Annotated in this window: 16 protein-coding genes; 11 read left to right on the top strand and 5 right to left on the bottom strand. The window is 75.8% G+C overall.

Annotated features, from left to right (window positions below; genetic code table 11):
* The first annotated feature begins 61 nt into the window (after nt 1-61).
* Together ACI78V_RS06440 and ACI78V_RS06435 are read left to right on the top strand one after the other, a co-directional pair.
* Nucleotides 62-577, top strand: coding sequence for a hypothetical protein (locus tag ACI78V_RS06440; protein WP_456850005.1), 516 nt, complete (start codon nt 62-64; stop codon nt 575-577).
* A 52-nt stretch (nt 578-629) separates the two neighbouring features.
* Nucleotides 630-794: a hypothetical protein gene (locus ACI78V_RS06435; protein WP_456850004.1), complete on the top strand. Its 165-nt coding sequence runs from the start codon at nt 630-632 to the stop codon at nt 792-794.
* A 9-nt stretch (nt 795-803) separates the two neighbouring features.
* Here the strand turns inward: ACI78V_RS06435 and ACI78V_RS06430 are convergent, their stop codons facing one another.
* Complete coding sequence (locus ACI78V_RS06430; RefSeq protein ID WP_456850003.1) at nt 804-1,661, bottom strand: class I SAM-dependent methyltransferase; 858 nt, start codon at nt 1,659-1,661, stop codon at nt 804-806.
* A gap of 74 nt (nt 1,662-1,735) precedes the next feature.
* Between ACI78V_RS06430 and ACI78V_RS06425 the strand changes: the two genes are divergently transcribed.
* Nucleotides 1,736-2,362, top strand: a complete 627-nt coding sequence (locus ACI78V_RS06425) for a PadR family transcriptional regulator (RefSeq protein ID WP_456850002.1) — start codon at nt 1,736-1,738, stop codon at nt 2,360-2,362.
* A 31-nt stretch (nt 2,363-2,393) separates the two neighbouring features.
* On the top strand, nt 2,394-3,905 hold the full coding sequence (locus ACI78V_RS06420; RefSeq protein ID WP_456850001.1) for an adenylate/guanylate cyclase domain-containing protein: 1,512 nt from the start codon (nt 2,394-2,396) through the stop codon (nt 3,903-3,905).
* A 60-nt stretch (nt 3,906-3,965) separates the two neighbouring features.
* On the opposite strand, the gene ACI78V_RS06415 is transcribed toward ACI78V_RS06420, so the two are convergent.
* Both ACI78V_RS06415 and ACI78V_RS06410 read right to left on the bottom strand, forming a co-directional pair.
* Nucleotides 3,966-5,033 (bottom strand): potassium channel family protein, encoded by a 1,068-nt coding sequence (locus tag ACI78V_RS06415; protein ID WP_456850000.1) that lies wholly within the window; start codon nt 5,031-5,033, stop codon nt 3,966-3,968.
* Nucleotides 5,034-5,120: 87 nt separating this feature from the next.
* A complete protein-coding gene (locus ACI78V_RS06410; protein ID WP_456849999.1) occupies nt 5,121-6,866 on the bottom strand; it encodes a class I adenylate-forming enzyme family protein in 1,746 nt (581 codons plus the stop codon).
* 82 nt (nt 6,867-6,948) lie between these two features.
* Here ACI78V_RS06410 and ACI78V_RS06405 point away from each other — a divergent pair, with 82 nt between their 5' ends.
* On the top strand, nt 6,949-7,800 hold the full coding sequence (locus ACI78V_RS06405; RefSeq protein WP_456849998.1) for a patatin-like phospholipase family protein: 852 nt from the start codon (nt 6,949-6,951) through the stop codon (nt 7,798-7,800).
* Between the two features lie 80 nt (nt 7,801-7,880).
* Here ACI78V_RS06405 and ACI78V_RS06400 read toward each other — a convergent pair whose 3' ends face one another.
* Complete coding sequence (locus ACI78V_RS06400) at nt 7,881-9,452, bottom strand: long-chain-fatty-acid--CoA ligase (RefSeq protein WP_456849997.1); 1,572 nt, start codon at nt 9,450-9,452, stop codon at nt 7,881-7,883.
* A gap of 64 nt (nt 9,453-9,516) precedes the next feature.
* Nucleotides 9,517-10,167: a TetR/AcrR family transcriptional regulator gene (locus tag ACI78V_RS06395; RefSeq protein WP_456849996.1), complete on the bottom strand. Its 651-nt coding sequence runs from the start codon at nt 10,165-10,167 to the stop codon at nt 9,517-9,519.
* A gap of 107 nt (nt 10,168-10,274) precedes the next feature.
* Here ACI78V_RS06395 and ACI78V_RS06390 point away from each other — a divergent pair, with 107 nt between their 5' ends.
* Genes ACI78V_RS06390 through ACI78V_RS06365 form a run of 6 tightly spaced genes read left to right on the top strand, consistent with a single transcriptional unit; the run spans nt 10,275 to nt 17,016 of the window.
* Nucleotides 10,275-11,486, top strand: a complete 1,212-nt coding sequence (locus ACI78V_RS06390; RefSeq protein WP_456849995.1) for an acyl-CoA dehydrogenase family protein — start codon at nt 10,275-10,277, stop codon at nt 11,484-11,486.
* 5 nt (nt 11,487-11,491) lie between these two features.
* Nucleotides 11,492-12,481 (top strand): acyl-CoA dehydrogenase family protein, encoded by a 990-nt coding sequence (locus ACI78V_RS06385; RefSeq protein WP_456849994.1) that lies wholly within the window; start codon nt 11,492-11,494, stop codon nt 12,479-12,481.
* A complete protein-coding gene (locus tag ACI78V_RS06380) occupies nt 12,478-13,356 on the top strand; it encodes an enoyl-CoA hydratase-related protein (protein WP_456849993.1) in 879 nt (292 codons plus the stop codon). The genes ACI78V_RS06385 and ACI78V_RS06380 overlap by 4 nt, the downstream gene beginning before the upstream one ends.
* Nucleotides 13,357-13,403: 47 nt before the next feature.
* Nucleotides 13,404-13,928 carry a 2Fe-2S iron-sulfur cluster-binding protein gene (locus tag ACI78V_RS06375; RefSeq protein ID WP_456849992.1) on the top strand — a complete coding sequence of 175 codons (525 nt, stop codon included), beginning with the start codon at nt 13,404-13,406 and terminating at the stop codon, nt 13,926-13,928.
* Nucleotides 13,925-14,920, top strand: coding sequence for an FAD binding domain-containing protein (locus ACI78V_RS06370; protein ID WP_456849991.1), 996 nt, complete (start codon nt 13,925-13,927; stop codon nt 14,918-14,920). Before ACI78V_RS06375 ends, ACI78V_RS06370 begins: the two co-directional genes overlap by 4 nt.
* Entirely contained in the window at nt 14,917-17,016 is a 2,100-nt protein-coding gene (locus ACI78V_RS06365) for a xanthine dehydrogenase family protein molybdopterin-binding subunit (protein ID WP_456849990.1), read from the top strand. Before ACI78V_RS06370 ends, ACI78V_RS06365 begins: the two co-directional genes overlap by 4 nt.
* Nucleotides 17,017-17,055 lie beyond the last annotated feature (39 nt).

The following is a 17,055-nucleotide window of genomic DNA, read 5'->3' as shown; positions in this document are numbered from 1 at the left end:
GCGGGGGAGGCCGGTCAACGGGGGCGCCGCTGCTGTCGTACCCGGCTCCTACGGTCCGGCCATGGCATCGACCACGGAGGACGGCGGCGCGCAGCCCGGGGCCGACGAGACCATGGCGCGCATCGGGGCGGCGATCACGCTGGGCCAGCAGGGCCGGCGGGCCGAGGCGCGCGCGGCCTTCGCCGAGATCTGGGCGGAGGTCTACGCCGGCGGCGATCCGCTGCACCAGTGCACGCTGGCCCACCACATGGCCGACGTGCAGGACGACCCGCGCGAGGAGCTCGCCTGGGACCTCCGCGCCCTGGCCGCCGCGGAGTCCGTCACCGAGGCACGGGTCGCCGCGGCGGCGGCCACCGGCGAGGTGACCGCGTTCTACCCGGCCCTGCACCTCGACCTGGCCGAGGACCACCACAGGCTCGGTGACCTGGCTGCGGCCCGGCGGCACCTCCGACTCGGCCAGCAGGCCGCGTCCGCCCTCGACGACGACCCCTCCGGCTCGAGGATCAGAGGCGCCCTGGCGGCCCTGGCGGAGCGGCTGGCGGTCACGGAGGTGCCGCCACCCGCCCCGTCCGGGTGACGTCCGCGTGTCGCAGCTGTATCTCGCCACCCGCCGTTCCGATCCCACGTGCATGAGGAACACAGCGTGCCGGGCGGTGGCGCAGGCGGGGCTGAGCGCGGGGACGGCGTCCCTGGACGACGAGCGGCCGTGGCCGCTGCTGCTGGTCGCGGGCTGGCTCACGACCGCGGCGGACCTCGTGCTGCAGGCCCAGGAGGCAGACGCCGTCCTGGCCTGATCCGCCGGCTCACCCGGCCCGGTGGGCCACCACCAGCCAGGCGGCCGACCCGTAGGCGACGCCGTCCGGCGTCTCGTGCGCGGTGAGCGACGCCCGCAGCGCCCCGAGCGCCCGCTCCCGGCCCGCGGCGTCCAGTTTCTCGATCATCCAGCCGAGCTGCCCCAGCAGGAACGACTCGGCGTCCCCGGCGTCCCGGCCGAAGTACGCCGGCGCCTCCAGCGGTGTGACCTCCGCGGGCCCGAACCCGGCGGCCGCGAGGACGCCGCGGATCCGGTCCGGGTCGCCGAGCGCGAACGGGCCCGGACGGTCCGCGGGCGGCACGGGCACCTCCCGGCCCGCGGCGAGGGCGGTCGTGAACGCCGTGATCCACTCGTTGCGGGCGGCGGGCTGCCAGGTGAGCAGCACCAGCCGACCGCCGGGGCGCAGCGCGCCCGCGACGTTGCGCAACCCGACCACGGGGTCGGCGAAGAACATCGCCGCGCAGCGGCACACCGCCACGTCATAGGTGGCCGGCGGGAGGGGGTGCACCTGGGCGTCGGCCCGGGTGAAGGTGACGTTGGTCAGTCCCCCCGCCCGCGCCCGGGCACGGGCCACCTCGAGCATGGGGGCGGACAGGTCGATCCCGTGCGCGTGCCCGTCGACGGCCACCCGCGCGGCGTCCAGCGTCGTGCGCCCGGTGCCGCAGCCGACGTCGAGCACCTCGGCGGAGGGGGCGATGCCCGCCGCGGCCATGAACGCCGCGTGGTGGGCGCGCACGGCGTCGTCGTAGCGGTCGGCGTGGGCGGCCCAGTACGCGCCCTCGCTGCCGTCCCAGGCGCGGGCCTGGTCGACGTTCCCGGGGTCGATCCGGAGTGGGGTCTCCGTCATCGCGCTCACCTTCTCGGCGGCTAGTCTGCTCCCTTGGGGAGCATGACGGAGGGCTTACTCCCCTAGGGAGGAACATGTCAAGCGCCGGTGCGCTGACCACGACCTCGTACGCCATCCTCAGCCTGCTCGCCGTGCGACCGTCGTGGAGCACCTACGAGCTGACCCGGCAGATGGACCGCAGCGTCGGGCGGATGTGGCCTCGCGCGCAGAGCAAGCTCTACGAGGAGCCGAAGAAGCTCGTCGCCCACGGTCTGGCCACGGCCCGGTCGGAGGCGGTCGGCCAGCGCTCCCGGACCGTGTACGCGATCACCCCGGCGGGTCGCGATGCCCTCGCCGCCTGGCACCGGGAGCCCGGCAACGGTCCGGTGCTGGAGTTCGAGCAGCTGCTGAAGCTGGCCTTCGCCGAGCACGGGACGACGGCGGACGCCCTCGCCACGCTCGCGGCCGCCCGCCGCTGGGCCGAGGAGCGCAACGTGGCCGACCGGGCCGCGGCCGAGGCGTCCGCGACCGGCGACGGGTCCTTCCCCGAGCGGTCGGCCGAGCACCTGCTGGTGGGCCGCTTCCTCACCGACTTCTACCGGCTGGTGGCCGAGTGGGCCGACTGGGCGACGGCCCAGGTGGAGCAGTGGCCCGACGAGCCCGCGCGCGCGACGGCGGACGTGGCACAGGTGACCGAGACCGCCCGCCGGGCCCAGTGGTGACCGGCGGCCGCGTCGGCGCGCCGGGGGGACCGTGAGCGGGGCCGCCCTGCGGCGGGTGGACGCCGCGCTGGAGTTCGCCCCGCGCGGCCGCCGCGCGGTGCCGTACATCGTCCTGCACGTCCTGGCCGCCAACCTCGTCGGCCTGGCCGTCGTGTCGCTGCTGCTGTGGGGCCTCTCCGCCGGCGCGCGCGACCCGGCCGGCCGCACGGCCATCGTGCTCAGCGCGGTCGGCTACCTCGTGGTGGCCCTGCCGCTCGGGGTCCTCGCCGTGCTGCGCCGCCAGCGGCTGACCGTGGCCTGGCTGCGTGCCGGCCGCTCGCCCACCCCGGAGGAGGCGGCCCAGGCGCTGCGGCTGCCGGCCGACGTCGCGCTCGCCGTCGGGCTCGGCTGGCTGGCCGGCGGCATCGTCGTGGGCGTCGTCGGCGCCATCGCCTCGCACCTGTCGCTGGTGGGGCTGCGGGTGGCGCTGGCCGCGCTGCTCGGCGGGGTGGCGGCGGCCGGGCACAGCTACCTGCTCACGCTCCGCCTGGCCCGCGGGCTCACCGCCCGGGCCCTGGCGACCCACCCACCGGCCGGCGCCCTGGTGCTCGGTGTGCGGCCGCGGTTGCTGCTCACCTGGGCGCTGACCAGCGGCGTCCCGCTCATGGGGTTGACGCTGCTGTTCCTCGACCCCAGCAACCCCGAGGGCCCGCGCGAGGACGCGCTGGTGTTCCTCGTCCTCGTCGCCCTGGTGCTCGGGCTGTACACGACCAACCAGGCCGGCCGCTCGGTCGGCACGCCGCTGCGGGTGCTGCGCCACGCCGTGCAGCGGGTGGGGCGGGGGGACCACGGCGTGCGCGTCCCGGTGGACGACGCCGGGGAGATCGGGCTGCTGCAGGTGGGGGTGAACGCCATGGTCGACGGGCTCGCCGAGCGGGAGCGACTGCGGGACCTGTTCGGCCGGCACGTGGGGACGACGGTCGCCGAGCGCGCCCTGGACACCGGTGTCTCCCTCGGCGGTGAGGTGCGCACGGTGGCCGCGCTCTTCGTCGACATCGCCGGCTCGACGGGGCTGGTGCGCCGCACCGGGCCCGAGGAGATGGTGGGCCTGCTCAACCGCTTCTTCGCCGTCGTCGTCGCCACCGTCGAGGACGAGGGCGGCCTGGTGAACAAGTTCGAGGGCGACGCCGCGCTGTGCGTCTTCGGCGCACCGGCCGAGCACCCCGACCCGGCGGGCGCGGCGCTGCGGGCGGCCCGCCGCATCTGCGCCGCCGTCGCCGCGGCCGGGGAGGTGGACGTCGGCGTCGGGGTGTCCTGCGGACGGGTGTGGGCCGGTCAGGTGGGGGCGGCCAGCCGGCTGGAGTACACGGTCATCGGCGACCCGGTCAACGAGGCGGCCCGGCTGACCGACCTGGCCAAGGACCACCCCGGCCGGGCCGTGGTCAGCGACAGCGTGGTGCGGACCGCCGGCCCGGAGGAGGCGGTGCACTGGGCGCCCGGTGCGGTGGTGGAGCTGCGCGGGCGGGACGAGCCCACCCACACCTGGGTGCTGACCATCGGGTAAGAGAGGACCCCTGCCCCCCGCCACTCGCAGGCTCGCGGCGGGACCCTGCAGGGGGGCCTCTCAGACCGTGGCGGCCTGGCCGCCGATCGGCTGCTTTCCCGGGTTGGTGTGTGCCTTGACGACGACGAGCACGTCGTCGGCCTGGAGGGTGCCGATCAGCGGGTCGTCGAAACGCAGCGTCCGGCCGCCGCGGGTCACCGACAGCACGACATCGCGCAGCTGCCGGGGCCCGAGCCCGACCTCGCCGGCGGTGACCCGACGCTGCTGGAGGTCCAGCCCCTGGCCACCGGTGACGAGGTCCTCGACCACGGCCACCACGCGCGGGGCGTCGGTGGACAGCCCGAGCAGCCGCCCCGAGGTGGCCGAGGTGGTGATGACCGTGTCCGCGCCGGACTGCCGCAGCAGGTTGGCGTTCTCCTCCTCGCGCACCGACGTGGTGATCGGCACGCTGGGGTTGAGCTGGCGGACCGTGAGCGTGATGAGCACCGAGGCGTCGTCCCGGTTCGCCGCGACGATCACCGCGCGCGCCCGCTCCACCGAGGCTCTCCGGAGCACCTCGGTGCGACCGGCGTCGCCGACGATGCCCGTGAGGCCCACGGAGTTGGCCTCGTCGATGGCCCGCGGCTCCGGGTCGACGACCACGATCTGTTCCAGCGGGGTGCCGTTGGCCTGCAGCGAGCGGATCGCGCTGCGGCCCTTGGTGCCGTAGCCGCACACGATGACGTGCTGGCGCACGCGAGACCTCCAGCGACGGATGCGGAACTCCTCGCGCGTGCGCGCCGTGAGCGCCTCGAGGGTGGTCCCGATGAGGATGATCAGGAAGATGACACGCAGGGGTGTGATGACCGCGACGTTCACCAGCCGGGCGGTGTCGCTGACGGGCGTGATGTCGCCGTAGCCGGTCGTGGAGAGGGTGACCGTCGTGTAGTAGAAGGCGTCGAGCAGGTCCACCCTGCCGTCGATGGCGTCGCGGTAGTCGTTCCGCTCCACGTAGACGATCGCCACGGTGAGCAGCAGCACGAACGTCGCCGCGATCATCCGCTGGACGACCTGGCGGGTCGGGGACGCCTCGACGTGTGCGATCTGCACGCCGGTGTGCTCGGTCACCGGTCCCGTGTCGCTGGCCACCCGACGGACGATAGGTGAGTCGCCCGGGCAGGCGCGCGTCCGCCGCACCCGTCGGGGTGAGCCGTGGGCGGGTGCGGCGGCTCGCGGTCAGCCGTCGGTGACGGCCGCCCGTTCCCGCGCGGCGAGCTCCCGCTTGAGCACCTTGCCCGCCGCCGACACCGGGATCGCCTCGATGGAGACGACGTCACGCAGCCGCTTGTACGGGGTGACCCGGTCGTTGACCGCGGCCATGACCGACTCCGCCGTCAGCGCGGCACCGGCGTCGTCGGCCCGGCGGACGACGTAGGCCACCGGCAGCTCCCCGGCCTCCTCGTCCGGCCGGCCGACGACCGCGGCGCCCGCCACCCCGGGGACGCCGAACAGGATCTCCTCGAGCTCGCGCGGGAAGACGTTGTAGCCCTTGTAGAGCAGCATGTCCTTGGTCCGGTCGACGATCGACAGGTAGCCGTCGCCGTCCAGGACGCCGACGTCGCCGGTGTGGAACCAGCCGTTGGGGTCGATCGCCTCGGCGGTGGCCTCGGGCCGGTGCGCGTAGCCGCGCATGACCTGCGGCCCCCGGATGCACACCTCGCCGCGCTCGCCCGGTGGCAGCGGGTCGCCCCCGCCGAGCGGCCGGATGCTGATCTCGGTGTCGAACACCGGCACCCCGACCGAGCCGGCCCTGCGGGTGCCGGAGCGGAAGGACGGGTTGCCCGTGGCCAGCATGGTCACCTCGGTGAGGCCGTAGCCCTCGCCGATGACCGCGTCGGGCAGCAGCGCCTGCAGCCGCTCGATCAGCGGCGTCGGCAGCGGTGCGGCCCCGCTGGAGACCCCGCGCACCGACGACAGGTCGGCCTCGGCGATGCCCGGCACCTGCAGCAGCGCGACGAACACGGGGGGAGCGCCGCCGATGCTGGTGACCCGGTGCCGGACGGCGTCCTCGACGTAGCGCACCGGGTCGAAGCGCATGTGGACGACCGTCGTCGTCCCGGCCATGACCAGCCCGTTGAGGTAGCCGATGGCGCCCATCGCGTGGAACCACGGCGTGAGGTTGATGATCCGCGCCTGGCCCAGGCGAATCGGGCACTCGTCGGGGCCGAGCACCTGGCGCAGCGTGACGTCGCCGGCCTCGTCGAGCTCGGGCAGCGACCCCGACGTCCAGCAGGCCGCCTGCAGCACGTTGGTGACCACGTTGCGGTGCAGCAGCTCCACGCCCTTGCTCACGCCGGTGGTGCCGCCGGTGTAGGCCAGGTGCGCGAGGTCGGCGGCCGGGTCGACGCCGGCGTCGAGGTGCCGGTCGGTGGGGTCGGCGACGAGCAGGTCGGCGAGGTCGACGTCGCCGTCGTCCAGGCCGTCGAGCCGGGCGGCGAGGTCGAGGGTGTGCGCCTCGCCGGTGACGACGACGGTCTCGACCGGCGTGCCGACCAGCGCCGGCCGGGCGAACGGCAGCACCTGGTCCCAGGTGACCAGCACCCGGGCGCCGGCGTCGGTCAGCTGGGCGGCGAGGTCGGCCGCGGGCAGCAGCGGGTTGGTGGGGGAGAACGTCGCCCCGGCCAGCAGGATGCCGTAGTAGACCGCCGGGTACTGGCGGCAGTTGGGCAGGTGGACGGCGACGACGTCGCCGCGGCCCACGCCCGCGTCGGCCAGCCAGTTCGCGACCGCGTGCGCCCGGGCGCCGAGCTCGGTGAACGTCAGCGGGACGTCGTGGTCGATGAACGCCGCCCGGTCGCCCCAGCGCCGCACCGCGGCGCGCAGGATCGACCCGACCGGCACCGACGGGTACTCCAGCGAGCGCGGCAGGCCGGGCGGCCAGCTGTTCGCGGCGGGGGTCGGCGGGGCCTGCGTGGCGGTCATGCGGGACCTTCCTCTCCGGGCCCCCCAGCGTGGCGCACGTCACAACGGGTGTCGAGGTCCCACGGTGGGTGAGGATGGCGCCATGAGCGACCAGCGCACGGCCCTCGTGCTCGGCGGCGGCGGGATCACCGGCATCGCGTGGGAGATCGGCCTCCTCGCCGGGCTGGCCGAGGCCGGCGTCGACCTGACCGGCGCCGACCTCGTCGTCGGCACCTCGGCGGGGTCGGTGGTCGGCGCGCAGGTCACCGGCGGCGCCGACCTGGAGACGCTGTTCGCCCGTCAGCTCGAGCCGCCCACCGGCGAGAAGGTCGCGCGCATGACCCGCGCCGCGCTGGCCCGGTACGGCTGGGCGGTGCTGCGCAGCCGCGGCAACGACGTCGAGTTCCGCCGGCGGGTCGGGGCGCTGGCGCTGGCCGCCGAGCAGGCGGGGCTCACGCCCTCGGAGCAGGAGCGGCTCGACGTCATCGGCAGCCGGCTGGTCGGCACCGAGTGGCCCGACCGCGCGCTCACCGTCACCGCCGTCGACGCGCACACCGGCGAGTTCCGCGCGCTCACCCGGGACTCCGGCGTCCCGCTGCTGCAGGCCGTGGCCGCCAGCTGCGCGGTGCCCGGCGTCTACCCGCCGGTCACCGTCGACGGGCGCCGCTACGTCGACGGCGGCACGCGCTCTGCGGCCAACGCCGACCTCGCCGAGGGGTACGACCGGGTCGTCGTCCTCGCGCCGATCCCGCGTGGGCTCGGACCGATGGCCAGCGTCGACGCCCAGGTGACCGGGATGGTGGCCCGCGTCGCCGTCGTCTCGCCGGACCGGGCCAGCCGCACCGCGATCGGCCGCAACGTGCTGGACCCGGCCGCCCGCGCCGGGTCGGCGCGCGCCGGGCGGGCACAGGCCGCGGGCGTCGTCGCGGAGGTCGCCGAGGCCTGGCAGGGCTGAGCGCGTCCCCGCCTTGGCTCCTGGCCCCGTCCAGGGCACCGCCCCGAGCGTGCGAGGGGTGGGGAGGGCGGGGTCCTGCTTCAGACGACGGGTTCGGCGACCAGCGAGCCGGCCGAGTGCTCCTCCCGCAGGCGGGTCTTGAGCACCTTGCCGCTGGGGTTGCGGGGCAGCGCGGCGACGAGGCAGTACTCGCGCGGGTTCTTGTAGTGCGCCAGCCGCTCCCGGCACCAGGCGGTCAGCTCGGCCGGGGTGGGCGGGTCGGCCGGGTCGCGCGGGGCGACGACGGCCAGCGGGGCCTCGCCGTAGCGGCTGTCCGGGACGCCGATCAGCGCGACCTCGCCGACCGCGGGGTGCGCGGCCAGCACCTCCTCGACCTCGGCGCAGTACACGTTCTCCCCGCCGGTGATGATCATGTCCTTCTTGCGGTCGACGACGTAGAGGTAGCCGTCCTCGTCCTCCCGGACCAGGTCCCCGGAGTGGAACCAGCCGCCGGCGAAGGCCTCCGCGGTCTCCTCCGGCTTCCCCCAGTACTCCTTCATCACCATCGGGCTGCGGTAGACGATCTCGCCCACCTCGCCCCGGGGGACGTCGTCCATCGCGTCGTCGACGACGCGCACCTCGACGTTGACCATCGGGGTGCCGATGGAGCCGATCTTGCGGACGGCGTCCTCGCCGCGCAGGAAGCAGGTGACCGGGCTGCACTCGGTCTGCCCGAACGCGGTCACCACCTCCGCCTGCGGGAAGGTGTCGATCATCGTGCGCAGCAGCGTGGTCGACGCCGGGGCCGCACCCCAGGAGATGCGGCGCAGGCAGGACAGGTCGCGCTCGGCGATGCCGGGGACGGCGCACACCGCCGCCCACATGGCCGGCACCAGGAAGATGCTGGTGACCCGCTCGCGCTCGATGAGGTCGAGGGTCGCCACCGGGTCGAAGCCGCCCGAGCGGGTGATGACGTGACAGCCGCCCATCAGCAGCAGCGGCAGCCCGCCGGCCAGCCCGGCGATGTGGAACATCGGCGCCCCCGGCACCCCCACCCGGTCGCTCGGGCCGCCGCCGAGGTGCGCGATCTGGCTGAACGCGTGCAGCAGCAGGTTGCGGTGGGTGAGCACGGCGCCCTTGGGCCGGCCGGTGGTGCCGGAGGTGTACATGATGAAGGCGGCGGCGTCCTCGTCGACCTCGACGTCGAGGGGTGCCGTGCCGGCCGCGGCCAGGGCCGCCTCGTAGTCCTCCCCGACGGTGAGCACGGTGTGCACCCCGGGCGCCTGCTCGCGGGCCCGGGCCGCGAGCCCCGCCGTCGCGGCGTCGACGACCAGGGCGGTCGCCCCGCTGTCGGTCAGCACGTAGGCGACCTCGTCGGCGACCAGCCGGAAGTTGACCGGCACGACGACCGCGCCCAGCCGCACCCCGGCCAGGTAGGCCTCCCACACCTCCGTGCCGTTGAGCGCGAGCACCGCCACCCGGTCGCCGACGCCGACGCCGCGGTCGGCCAGGGCGCGGGCCAGCCGGGTGACCCGCTCGTCGAGCCCGGCGTAGCTGCGGCCGGCGCCGTCGAAGCGGAGGGCGGGTGCGTCCGGCGTCTTGCGCGCCCAGCGGGCCAGCTGGTCGGCCATCGTCATGCCGCGGCCCAGCAGCCGGGGGATCTCGACACTCACGGAGCTCTCCTGCCGCGCGCCCGGATGTGACCCGCGTCATGCTGGCCGCGGGTGGAGAGGGCGGTCAACCCTGACTGTCGGGGGCCCGGGGGAGGGTGAACAGCATCCGGGCGGCCAGCCGCTTCCAGAGCACCAGGTGGGGGTCGGTGGACGGCGGGCGGTCCTCGAAGGCGTAGACGACGGCGACCCCGCGCATGCTGGTGAACAGCAGCTCGCACAGCTCGGCGTAGAGCTCGGCGGCGGCGAGGTCGGGGCCCCAGATCCCGTCGGCCACGGCCCGGATCGCCGCCCGCAGCCGCCGCTCGCCGTCGCGCAGCGCCGCCCGCAGCTCCGGGTCCGTGCGCGCCGCCGTCCACAGCTCGACCGCCGCCCAGAACGGCGGCTCCTGGAACGTCGCCCACATGAGGTCGATCGCCCGGTCCACGCGCTCGCGGCCGGCCGGCTGGTCGGCCATGAGCGCCGCCGCGCGCTCCTGCACGCCGGCGAGCACGGTGGTCGACAGGTGCTCGGCGGCGGCCACCAGCAGCTCGGCGCGCGACGGGAAGTGGTGCAGCAGCCGCCCCCGGGACACCCCGGCCCGCGCCTGGACGGCGAGGGTCGAGGCGCCGGCGTAGCCCTCCTCGACCAGGCAGGCGACCGCCGCGTCGAGGATCAGCGCCCGGCTGTCCGCGGTCCGCGCGGAGCGGGACCGGGGCGCCACGGGGTCGGCGGTCACCGCGCGAGCGTAGGTCCGCCCGGTGCGGCCGAACAGTCACCGTTGACCGTTCCGGGTGACCGCTGTCACGCTGCCGCCGTCCCGCCCACCGCAGGAAGGCGCCGCTCGTGGACTTCGACGACACCCCTGACGAGGCGGCCTACCGCGCCTCGGTCCGCCGGGTGCTCGACGAGCGCGCGGCCGACCTGCTGCACGTCGGCGCCGGTGGGGAGGCGGTCGACGCGCGCACGCACGAGGCCGGCCTGCGGCGCACCCAGCGGGTCCTCGCGGAGGCCGGCCTGGTCGGCATCACCTGGCCGCGCGCGTACGGCGGGCAGGGCGGCACGCTGGTGCAGCAGGCGATCGTCGCGCAGGAGCTGGCCCGCGCGCGGGTGCCGACCCTCGTCAACCACATCGGCCTGGGCATGTGCGGGCCGACGGTCATCGCGCACGGCAGCGACGACCAGAAGCAGCGCCACCTCCCGCGGCTGCTGCGCGCCGACGACGTCTGGTGCCAGCTTTTCAGCGAGCCGGCGTCGGGGTCGGACCTGGCCGCGCTGCGCACCACCGCCGTCCGGGACGGCGACGAGTGGGTGGTCACCGGCCAGAAGGTCTGGACGACGCTCGCGCACGTCGCCGACCTGGGCATCCTGCTGGCCCGCACCGACCCGCACCGGCCCAAGCACGCCGGCCTGACCATGTTCGTGGTCGACATGCACGCCCCCGGGGTGACCGTCCGGCCGCTGCGGCAGATGGTCGGCTCGGCCGGCTTCAACGAGGTGTTCCTCGACGAGGTCCGCATCCCCGACGAGGAGCGGCTGGGCGAGCCCGGCGAGGGGTGGCGGGTCGCGCTGACCACGCTGATGAACGAGCGGGTGGCCATCGGTGGCGCCGGCAGCGACCTCGGCCTGCCGGTGGAGGCCCTCGCCGCGCTGGCCCGCGAGCGGCTGCCGCGCCTGGACGCCGAGCGGCAGGTGATCGCCCGGCAGGCGGTGGGCCGCGCCGTGGTGGCCGCGCTGGCCACCCGGTACACCGGCTACCGGCGGTTCACCGTGCTCAGCCGGGGCGGGCTGCCCGGGCCCGAGGCCGGCGCCGGCAAGCTGGCCGGCACCGCCGCGGCGAAGCTGGTCGCCGACGCCGGCGTCCGGCTGCTGGGTGACGACGCCGTGTACGCCGCGACCGCCGACGGCGACGACACCTGGCAACGCACCCAGGGGTACCTGCCCGGGCTGGCGATCGCCGGCGGCACCGACCAGGTGCTGCGCAACATCCTCGGCGAGCGGGTGCTCGGGCTGCCGCCGGAACCCCGCAGCGACAAGACCGACCCGTTCGCGAGGTGACGGCGGTGGACTTCGACCTCGGCCCCGACCAGCGCGACGCCGCCGCCGGCGCCCGCGACTTCTACCGCGGATCGGCGTCCCCCGCCGCGGCCCGCGCCGCGCTCGAGGGCGGCCCGCTCGAACCGGGCCACGACGTGCTGGCGGCGATCGGGTTCCTCGGCATCGCCGTCCCGGAGTCGGCGGGTGGTGCCGGCGGCAGCCTGCTCGACCTGGCCGTCGTCGCCGAGCAGGGCGGCGCGGTGCTGGCCGGGCCGTCCCTGGTCACCGCAGCTCGTGCGGCCGTCCTGCTGGCCGACGTCCCCGAGCTGGCCGCGCAGCTGGCCGACGGGTCGGCGCGGTTCGCCGTCCTCGACGGCCCGGTCACCGGCTCGGCGCCGTCCATCGACGCCGCCGGCGCGACGCTGTTCCTCGGCCTGGACGACGGCGCGCTCGTCGTCGGGGAGGGCGAGGCCGCGGCCGGCCCGCCGGTGGACGCCACCCGGGGGCTGGCCTCGGTCCGGCTGACCTCCCGGCGCGTGCTGGCCGAGGAGGCCGGCGAGCTGTGGGTCCGCGCCCGCCGGGTCGCCGCCGTCGTGCTCGCCGCCGAGGACCTCGGTGCCGCCGACTGCGCGGTGCAGCTGGCGGTGGGGTACGCGCAGCAGCGGGAGGCGTTCGGCCGGCGGATCGGCTCCTACCAGGCGGTCAAGCACCTGCTGGTCGACGCCTGGGTCGGGGTGGACCAGCTGCGGTCGCTGGTGTGGTGGGCGGCGTGGGCCGCCGACTGCGCACCGGACGAGCTGCCGCTGGCGGCGTCGGCGGCCAAGGCGCACGCGGCCGAGGTGCTCGAGCGGGCGGCCGAGACGTGCATCCAGGTGCACGGCGGCATCGGGTTCACCTGGGAGCACGACGCCCACCTGTACTGGCGGCGGGCCAAGGTCGACCGGCTGCTGCTCGGCGACGCGGCCGAGCACCTGGACGCCGTCGCGCGCCTCGTCGTCGCCGGCGGGCTCGGATGACCGCCACCCAGCTGCGGTACGAGGTCGCCGACGGGGTCGCCACGATCACGCTGGACCGGCCCGACCGGATGAACGCGTTCACCGCGGTCATGGCGGGGGAGCTGGCCGGTGCGGCCGCCGCCGCGGACGCCGACGACGCCGTCCGGGTGGTCGTGGTGACCGGCGCCGGGCGGGCGTTCTGTGCCGGAGCGGACCTCGGCGGCGGGGAGGGCACCTTCGCCGACCGCGGCCGCCCCGACCCGGTGGCCCGAGGCACGGTGGACGGCGTCCCGCGCGACTGGGGCGGCATCGCATCGCTGCCCTTCGCGGCGCTGCGCAAGCCGGTGATCGCCGCGGTCAACGGCCCGGCCGTCGGCATCGGCGCCACCATGACCCTGCCGATGGACGTCCGGATCGCGGCGGAGTCGGCCCGGTTCGGGTTCGTCTTCGCCCGCCGCGGCATCGTGCCCGAGGCGGCGTCGACCTGGTTCCTCCCGCGGGTGGTCGGCATCAGCCAGGCGATGGAGTGGGTGGCCACCGGCCGGGTGTTCGACGCCGCCGAGGCGCTGCGCGGGCGGCTGGTCTCCCGCGTCGTCCCGGACGCCGACCTGCTGCCCACCGCGCTGGGGCTGGCCCGCGAGATCGCCGACAACACCTCCGGGGTGGCGGTGGCCGCGAGCCGGCAGCTGCTGTGGTCGATGCTGGGGGCGGCCTCGCCGTGGGACGCCCACCGCGCCGAGTCCCGCGCGCTGATCGAGCTCGGGGCCGGTCCGGACGCCGCCGAGGGGGTGGCCTCCTTCCTGCAGAAGCGGCCGCCGCGGTTCGCCGCCCCGCTCGGGGACGGCGCGGTCGCCGGCGTCCCGCGCTGGCCGGAACCGCCCGCCGACGTCACCTGAGGGTCCGGCCGTTTGGTCGCACCGGGTGCCCGGGCAGGAGCGCCGGTGTGGACACCGAGATCACGCTGCGGGTCGACGGGGCGGCGCACCCGCTGACCGTCGACACCCGCACCACGCTGCTGGACGCCCTGCGCGAACGGCTGCGCAACACCAGTCCGAAGAAGGGGTGCGACCACGGCCAGTGCGGCGCGTGCACCGTGCTGCTCGACGGCCGGCGGGTGAACAGCTGCCTGGTGCTGGCCGTCACCGTGGGCGACGCCGCGGTGACCACCTCCGACGGGCTGGCCGCCGGCGGCGAGCCGCACCCGCTGCACCGGTCCTTCGTCGAGCGCGACGCCTTCCAGTGCGGCTACTGCACCCCCGGCCAGGTCTGCTCCGCCGCGGGCGTGATCGAGGAGGCCCGCGCCGGCTGGCCGAGCGCGGTCACCCCCGACCTCACCGCGGGGGACGCCGAGCTCACCGACGCCGAGATCCGCGAGCGCATGAGCGGCAACCTGTGCCGGTGCGCCGCCTACGCGCACATCGTCCCGGCGGTGGCCGACGTGGCCCGGACGAGCGGGGTGCGCCGGTGAGGGAGTTCCGCTACGAGGCCGCGGCCGACCCCGCCGCCGCGGTCGCCCTGCTGGCCGGCGAGCCCTCGGGTGCCTTCCTCGGCGGGGGCACCAACCTCGTGGACCTGATGAAGCTCGGGGTCGCCACCCCCGACGTGCTGGTCGACGTCCGCACGCTCACCTCGCGCGAGGTGACCGACGCCCCCGGCGGCGGCCTGCGGATCGGCGCCGGCGTCCCCAACGCCGACCTCGCCGCCGACCGGCGGGTGCGCGAGCGGTACCCGGTGCTCGCCCAGGCACTGCTGGCCGCCGCCTCCGGGCAGCTGCGCAACCGCGCCACCACCGCCGGCAACCTGCTGCAGCGCACCCGGTGCGGCTACTTCACCGACGTCACCAGGCCCTGCAACAAGCGCGACCCCGGCAGCGGCTGCGGCGCCCTGCGCGGCCTGCACCGCAACCACGCCGTCCTGGGGCAGACGTTCGAGGGGCCGGGCACCTGCGTGGCCACCCAGCCCTCGGACATGGCGGTGGCGATGGTGGCCCTCGACGCCGTCGTCCAGGTGCTGGGTCCGGACGGCGCGCGCAGCATCCCCATCGGCGAGCTGCACCGACTGCCCGGCGACGACGCCTCCCGCGACACCACGCTGCGGCACGGCGAGCTGATCACCGCCGTCGACGTGCCGGCGCTGGGCATGCCGAGCCGCTACCGCAAGGTGCGCGACCGGGCCTCCTTCGCCTTCGCACTGGTCAGCGTGGCCGCGGCACTGCGCGTGGAGGACGGCGTCGTCGCCGACGTGCGGCTGGCCCTCGGCGGGGTCGCGCACAAGCCGTGGCGGGCGACCGCGGCCGAGGAGGCGCTGCGCGGGCGGTCGGCCACCGAGGAGTCGTTCGCCGCGGCCGCCGACGCCGAGCTCGCCGCGGCCACCCCGCTGCCCGACAACGGCTACAAGGTGCCACTGGCACGCAACGTCGTCGTCCGCACCCTGCTCGACCTCACCGGAGGCACCGCATGACCACCGTCGACCGCGTCGTCGGGGCGGCTGTCGACCGCATCGACGGGCCGGCCAAGGTGCGCGGCACCGCGCCCTACGCCTACGAGCAGGACCCGGGCGAGCCGATCGCGCACGTCGCGCTGGTGCAGAGCACCGTGAACCGGGGCCGCATCACCCAGCTCGACCCCACCCGCGCCGAGGAGATGGCCGGCGTGCTCGCCGTCCTCACCCCGGCCAATGCGCCCCGGCTGTCCGGCGACCTCGCCTCCGACCTCCCGGTGCTGCAGTCCCTCGACGTGCACTACCAGGGGCAGGTGGTGGCGGTGGTCGTCGCCGAGACCTCGGAGGTCGCGAAGGCGGCGGTGGGGGAGGTGCACGTCGAGTACGCCGCGGAGCCGCCGGACGTGCGGCTGGCCGTGGACCGGCCGGACCTCTACGCGCCGGAGAAGCTCATGGCCGGCTACGCGACCGACTCGGTGATCGGCGACGTCGACGGCGCGCTCGCCGCCGCGGCCGTCACGGTCGACGCGACGTACGAGACGCCGACCCAGCACAACAACCCCATCGAGATGCACACCTCGATGGCCCGCTGGGACGGCGACCGGCTGACGATGTGGGACGCGAACCAGGGCCCGCACAACATCGTCGACGACCTGGTCGCCGGCTTCGGTCTCTCCGGTGGGGACCAGGTGCGGATCGTCTCGCCGTACGTCGGCGGCGCCTTCGGCGCCAAGGCGTTCACCCACCCCAACCAGATGGTGGCCGCGATGGCCGCGCGGGTCGTCGGGCGCACCGTCGTCCTGGAACTGACCCGGCAGCAGATGTTCAGCCTGGTCGGCCACCGGACGCCGACCATCCAGCGGGTCCGGCTGGGCGCGGACCCCGAGGGCCGGCTGACCGCGATCAGCCACGAGGTGGTCGAGCACACCTCGCGCATCAACGAGTTCGCCGAGCAGACGGCCACGCCCACGCGCGTCCTGTACGCCGCCCCGAACCGGCGGACGACGCACCGGCTGGCCCGGCTCGACGTCCCGCCGCCGACGATCATGCGGGCGCCGGGGGAGACCCCAGGCATGTACGCGCTGGAGTCGGCGATGGACGAGCTGGCGCACGAGCTCGGCATCGACCCGGTCGAGCTGCGCATCCGCAACGAGCCCCCGGAGGACCCCGAACGACACGTCCCGTGGTCGTCGCGCTCGCTGGTGCAGTGCCTGCGCACCGGCGCCGAACGGTTCGGCTGGGCCGGACGCGACCCCCGGCCCGGCGTCCGCCTCGACGGGCGGTGGCTGGTCGGCACCGGCGTCGCCGCGGCGACCTACCCCGCCCGGCGGCGCAAGGCCGACTGCCGCATCTCCGTCGACGGGCGCGGCCGGTACGTCGTCGAGATCGACGGCTCGGACATCGGCACCGGCGCGTGGACGGCGTTGACGCAGATCGCCGCCGACGCGCTCGGGGTGGGCCTGGGCGACGTCGAGCTGCGGATCGGCGACAGCCGGCTGCCCTTCGCCGGCGGCGCCGGCGGCTCCACGGGGCTTGCCTCGTGGGGGTCGGCGATCGTGCTCACCGCCCGCGACCTGCGCCGCCGGCTCGAGGAGTCCTACGGCGGCCAGCTGCCGCCGCACGGGGTCACCGTCGACGGCGGCGTCGCCGGCCCGTCACCGCACGCCGAGGAGCGGTCGATGCACGCCTTCGGCGCGCACTTCGTGGAGGTGCGGGTCGACGCCGACACCGGCGAGGTACGGGTGCCGAGGGCGACGAGCGTGTACGCGGCCGGCACGATCGTCAACGCCAAGACGGCCCGCTCCCAGTTCCTCGGGGGCTTCTGCATGGGCCTGTCGATGGCGCTGCACGAGGAGTCGGTGCAGGACGAGGTGTTCGGCCACTACGCCAACCACGACCTCGCCGAGTACCACGTGGCCACCAACGCCGACATCGGCGAGGTCGACATCTCCTGGCTCGACGAGGACGACCCGTACGTCAACGAGCTCGGGCTCAAGGGGATCGGCGAGATCGGCATCACCGGCGCCGCGGCCGCCGTCGCCAACGGCTACTGGCACGCCACCGGCCGGCGGGTCCGTGACCTGCCGATCACACCGGACAAGTACTTCCGGCCGTAGCGGAGCGGGAGGGACGCCGGTCCCGCCTCCTCCCCCTCC

It is taken from the genome of Geodermatophilus sp. SYSU D00742 (assembly GCF_054049935.1).
Note: the sequence above shows the minus strand (reverse complement) of the source record. Positions and strands in the feature narration are given on the sequence as shown.

Excerpts from the sequence above, each read along its gene's own strand:
- ACI78V_RS06430 (WP_456850003.1), bottom strand. The coding sequence starts at position 1,661 with ATGACGGAGACCCCACTCCGGATCGACCCCGGGAACGTCGACCAGGCC.
- ACI78V_RS06410 (WP_456849999.1), bottom strand. The coding sequence starts at position 6,866 with ATGACCGCCACGCAGGCCCCGCCGACCCCCGCCGCGAACAGCTGGCCG.
- ACI78V_RS06380 (WP_456849993.1), top strand. The coding sequence starts at position 12,478 with ATGACCGCCACCCAGCTGCGGTACGAGGTCGCCGACGGGGTCGCCACG.
- ACI78V_RS06435 (WP_456850004.1), top strand. The coding sequence starts at position 630 with ATGAGGAACACAGCGTGCCGGGCGGTGGCGCAGGCGGGGCTGAGCGCG.
- ACI78V_RS06440 (WP_456850005.1), top strand. The coding sequence starts at position 62 with ATGGCATCGACCACGGAGGACGGCGGCGCGCAGCCCGGGGCCGACGAG.
- ACI78V_RS06365 (WP_456849990.1), top strand. The coding sequence starts at position 14,917 with ATGACCACCGTCGACCGCGTCGTCGGGGCGGCTGTCGACCGCATCGAC.
- ACI78V_RS06405 (WP_456849998.1), top strand. The coding sequence starts at position 6,949 with ATGAGCGACCAGCGCACGGCCCTCGTGCTCGGCGGCGGCGGGATCACC.
- ACI78V_RS06425 (WP_456850002.1), top strand. The coding sequence starts at position 1,736 with ATGTCAAGCGCCGGTGCGCTGACCACGACCTCGTACGCCATCCTCAGC.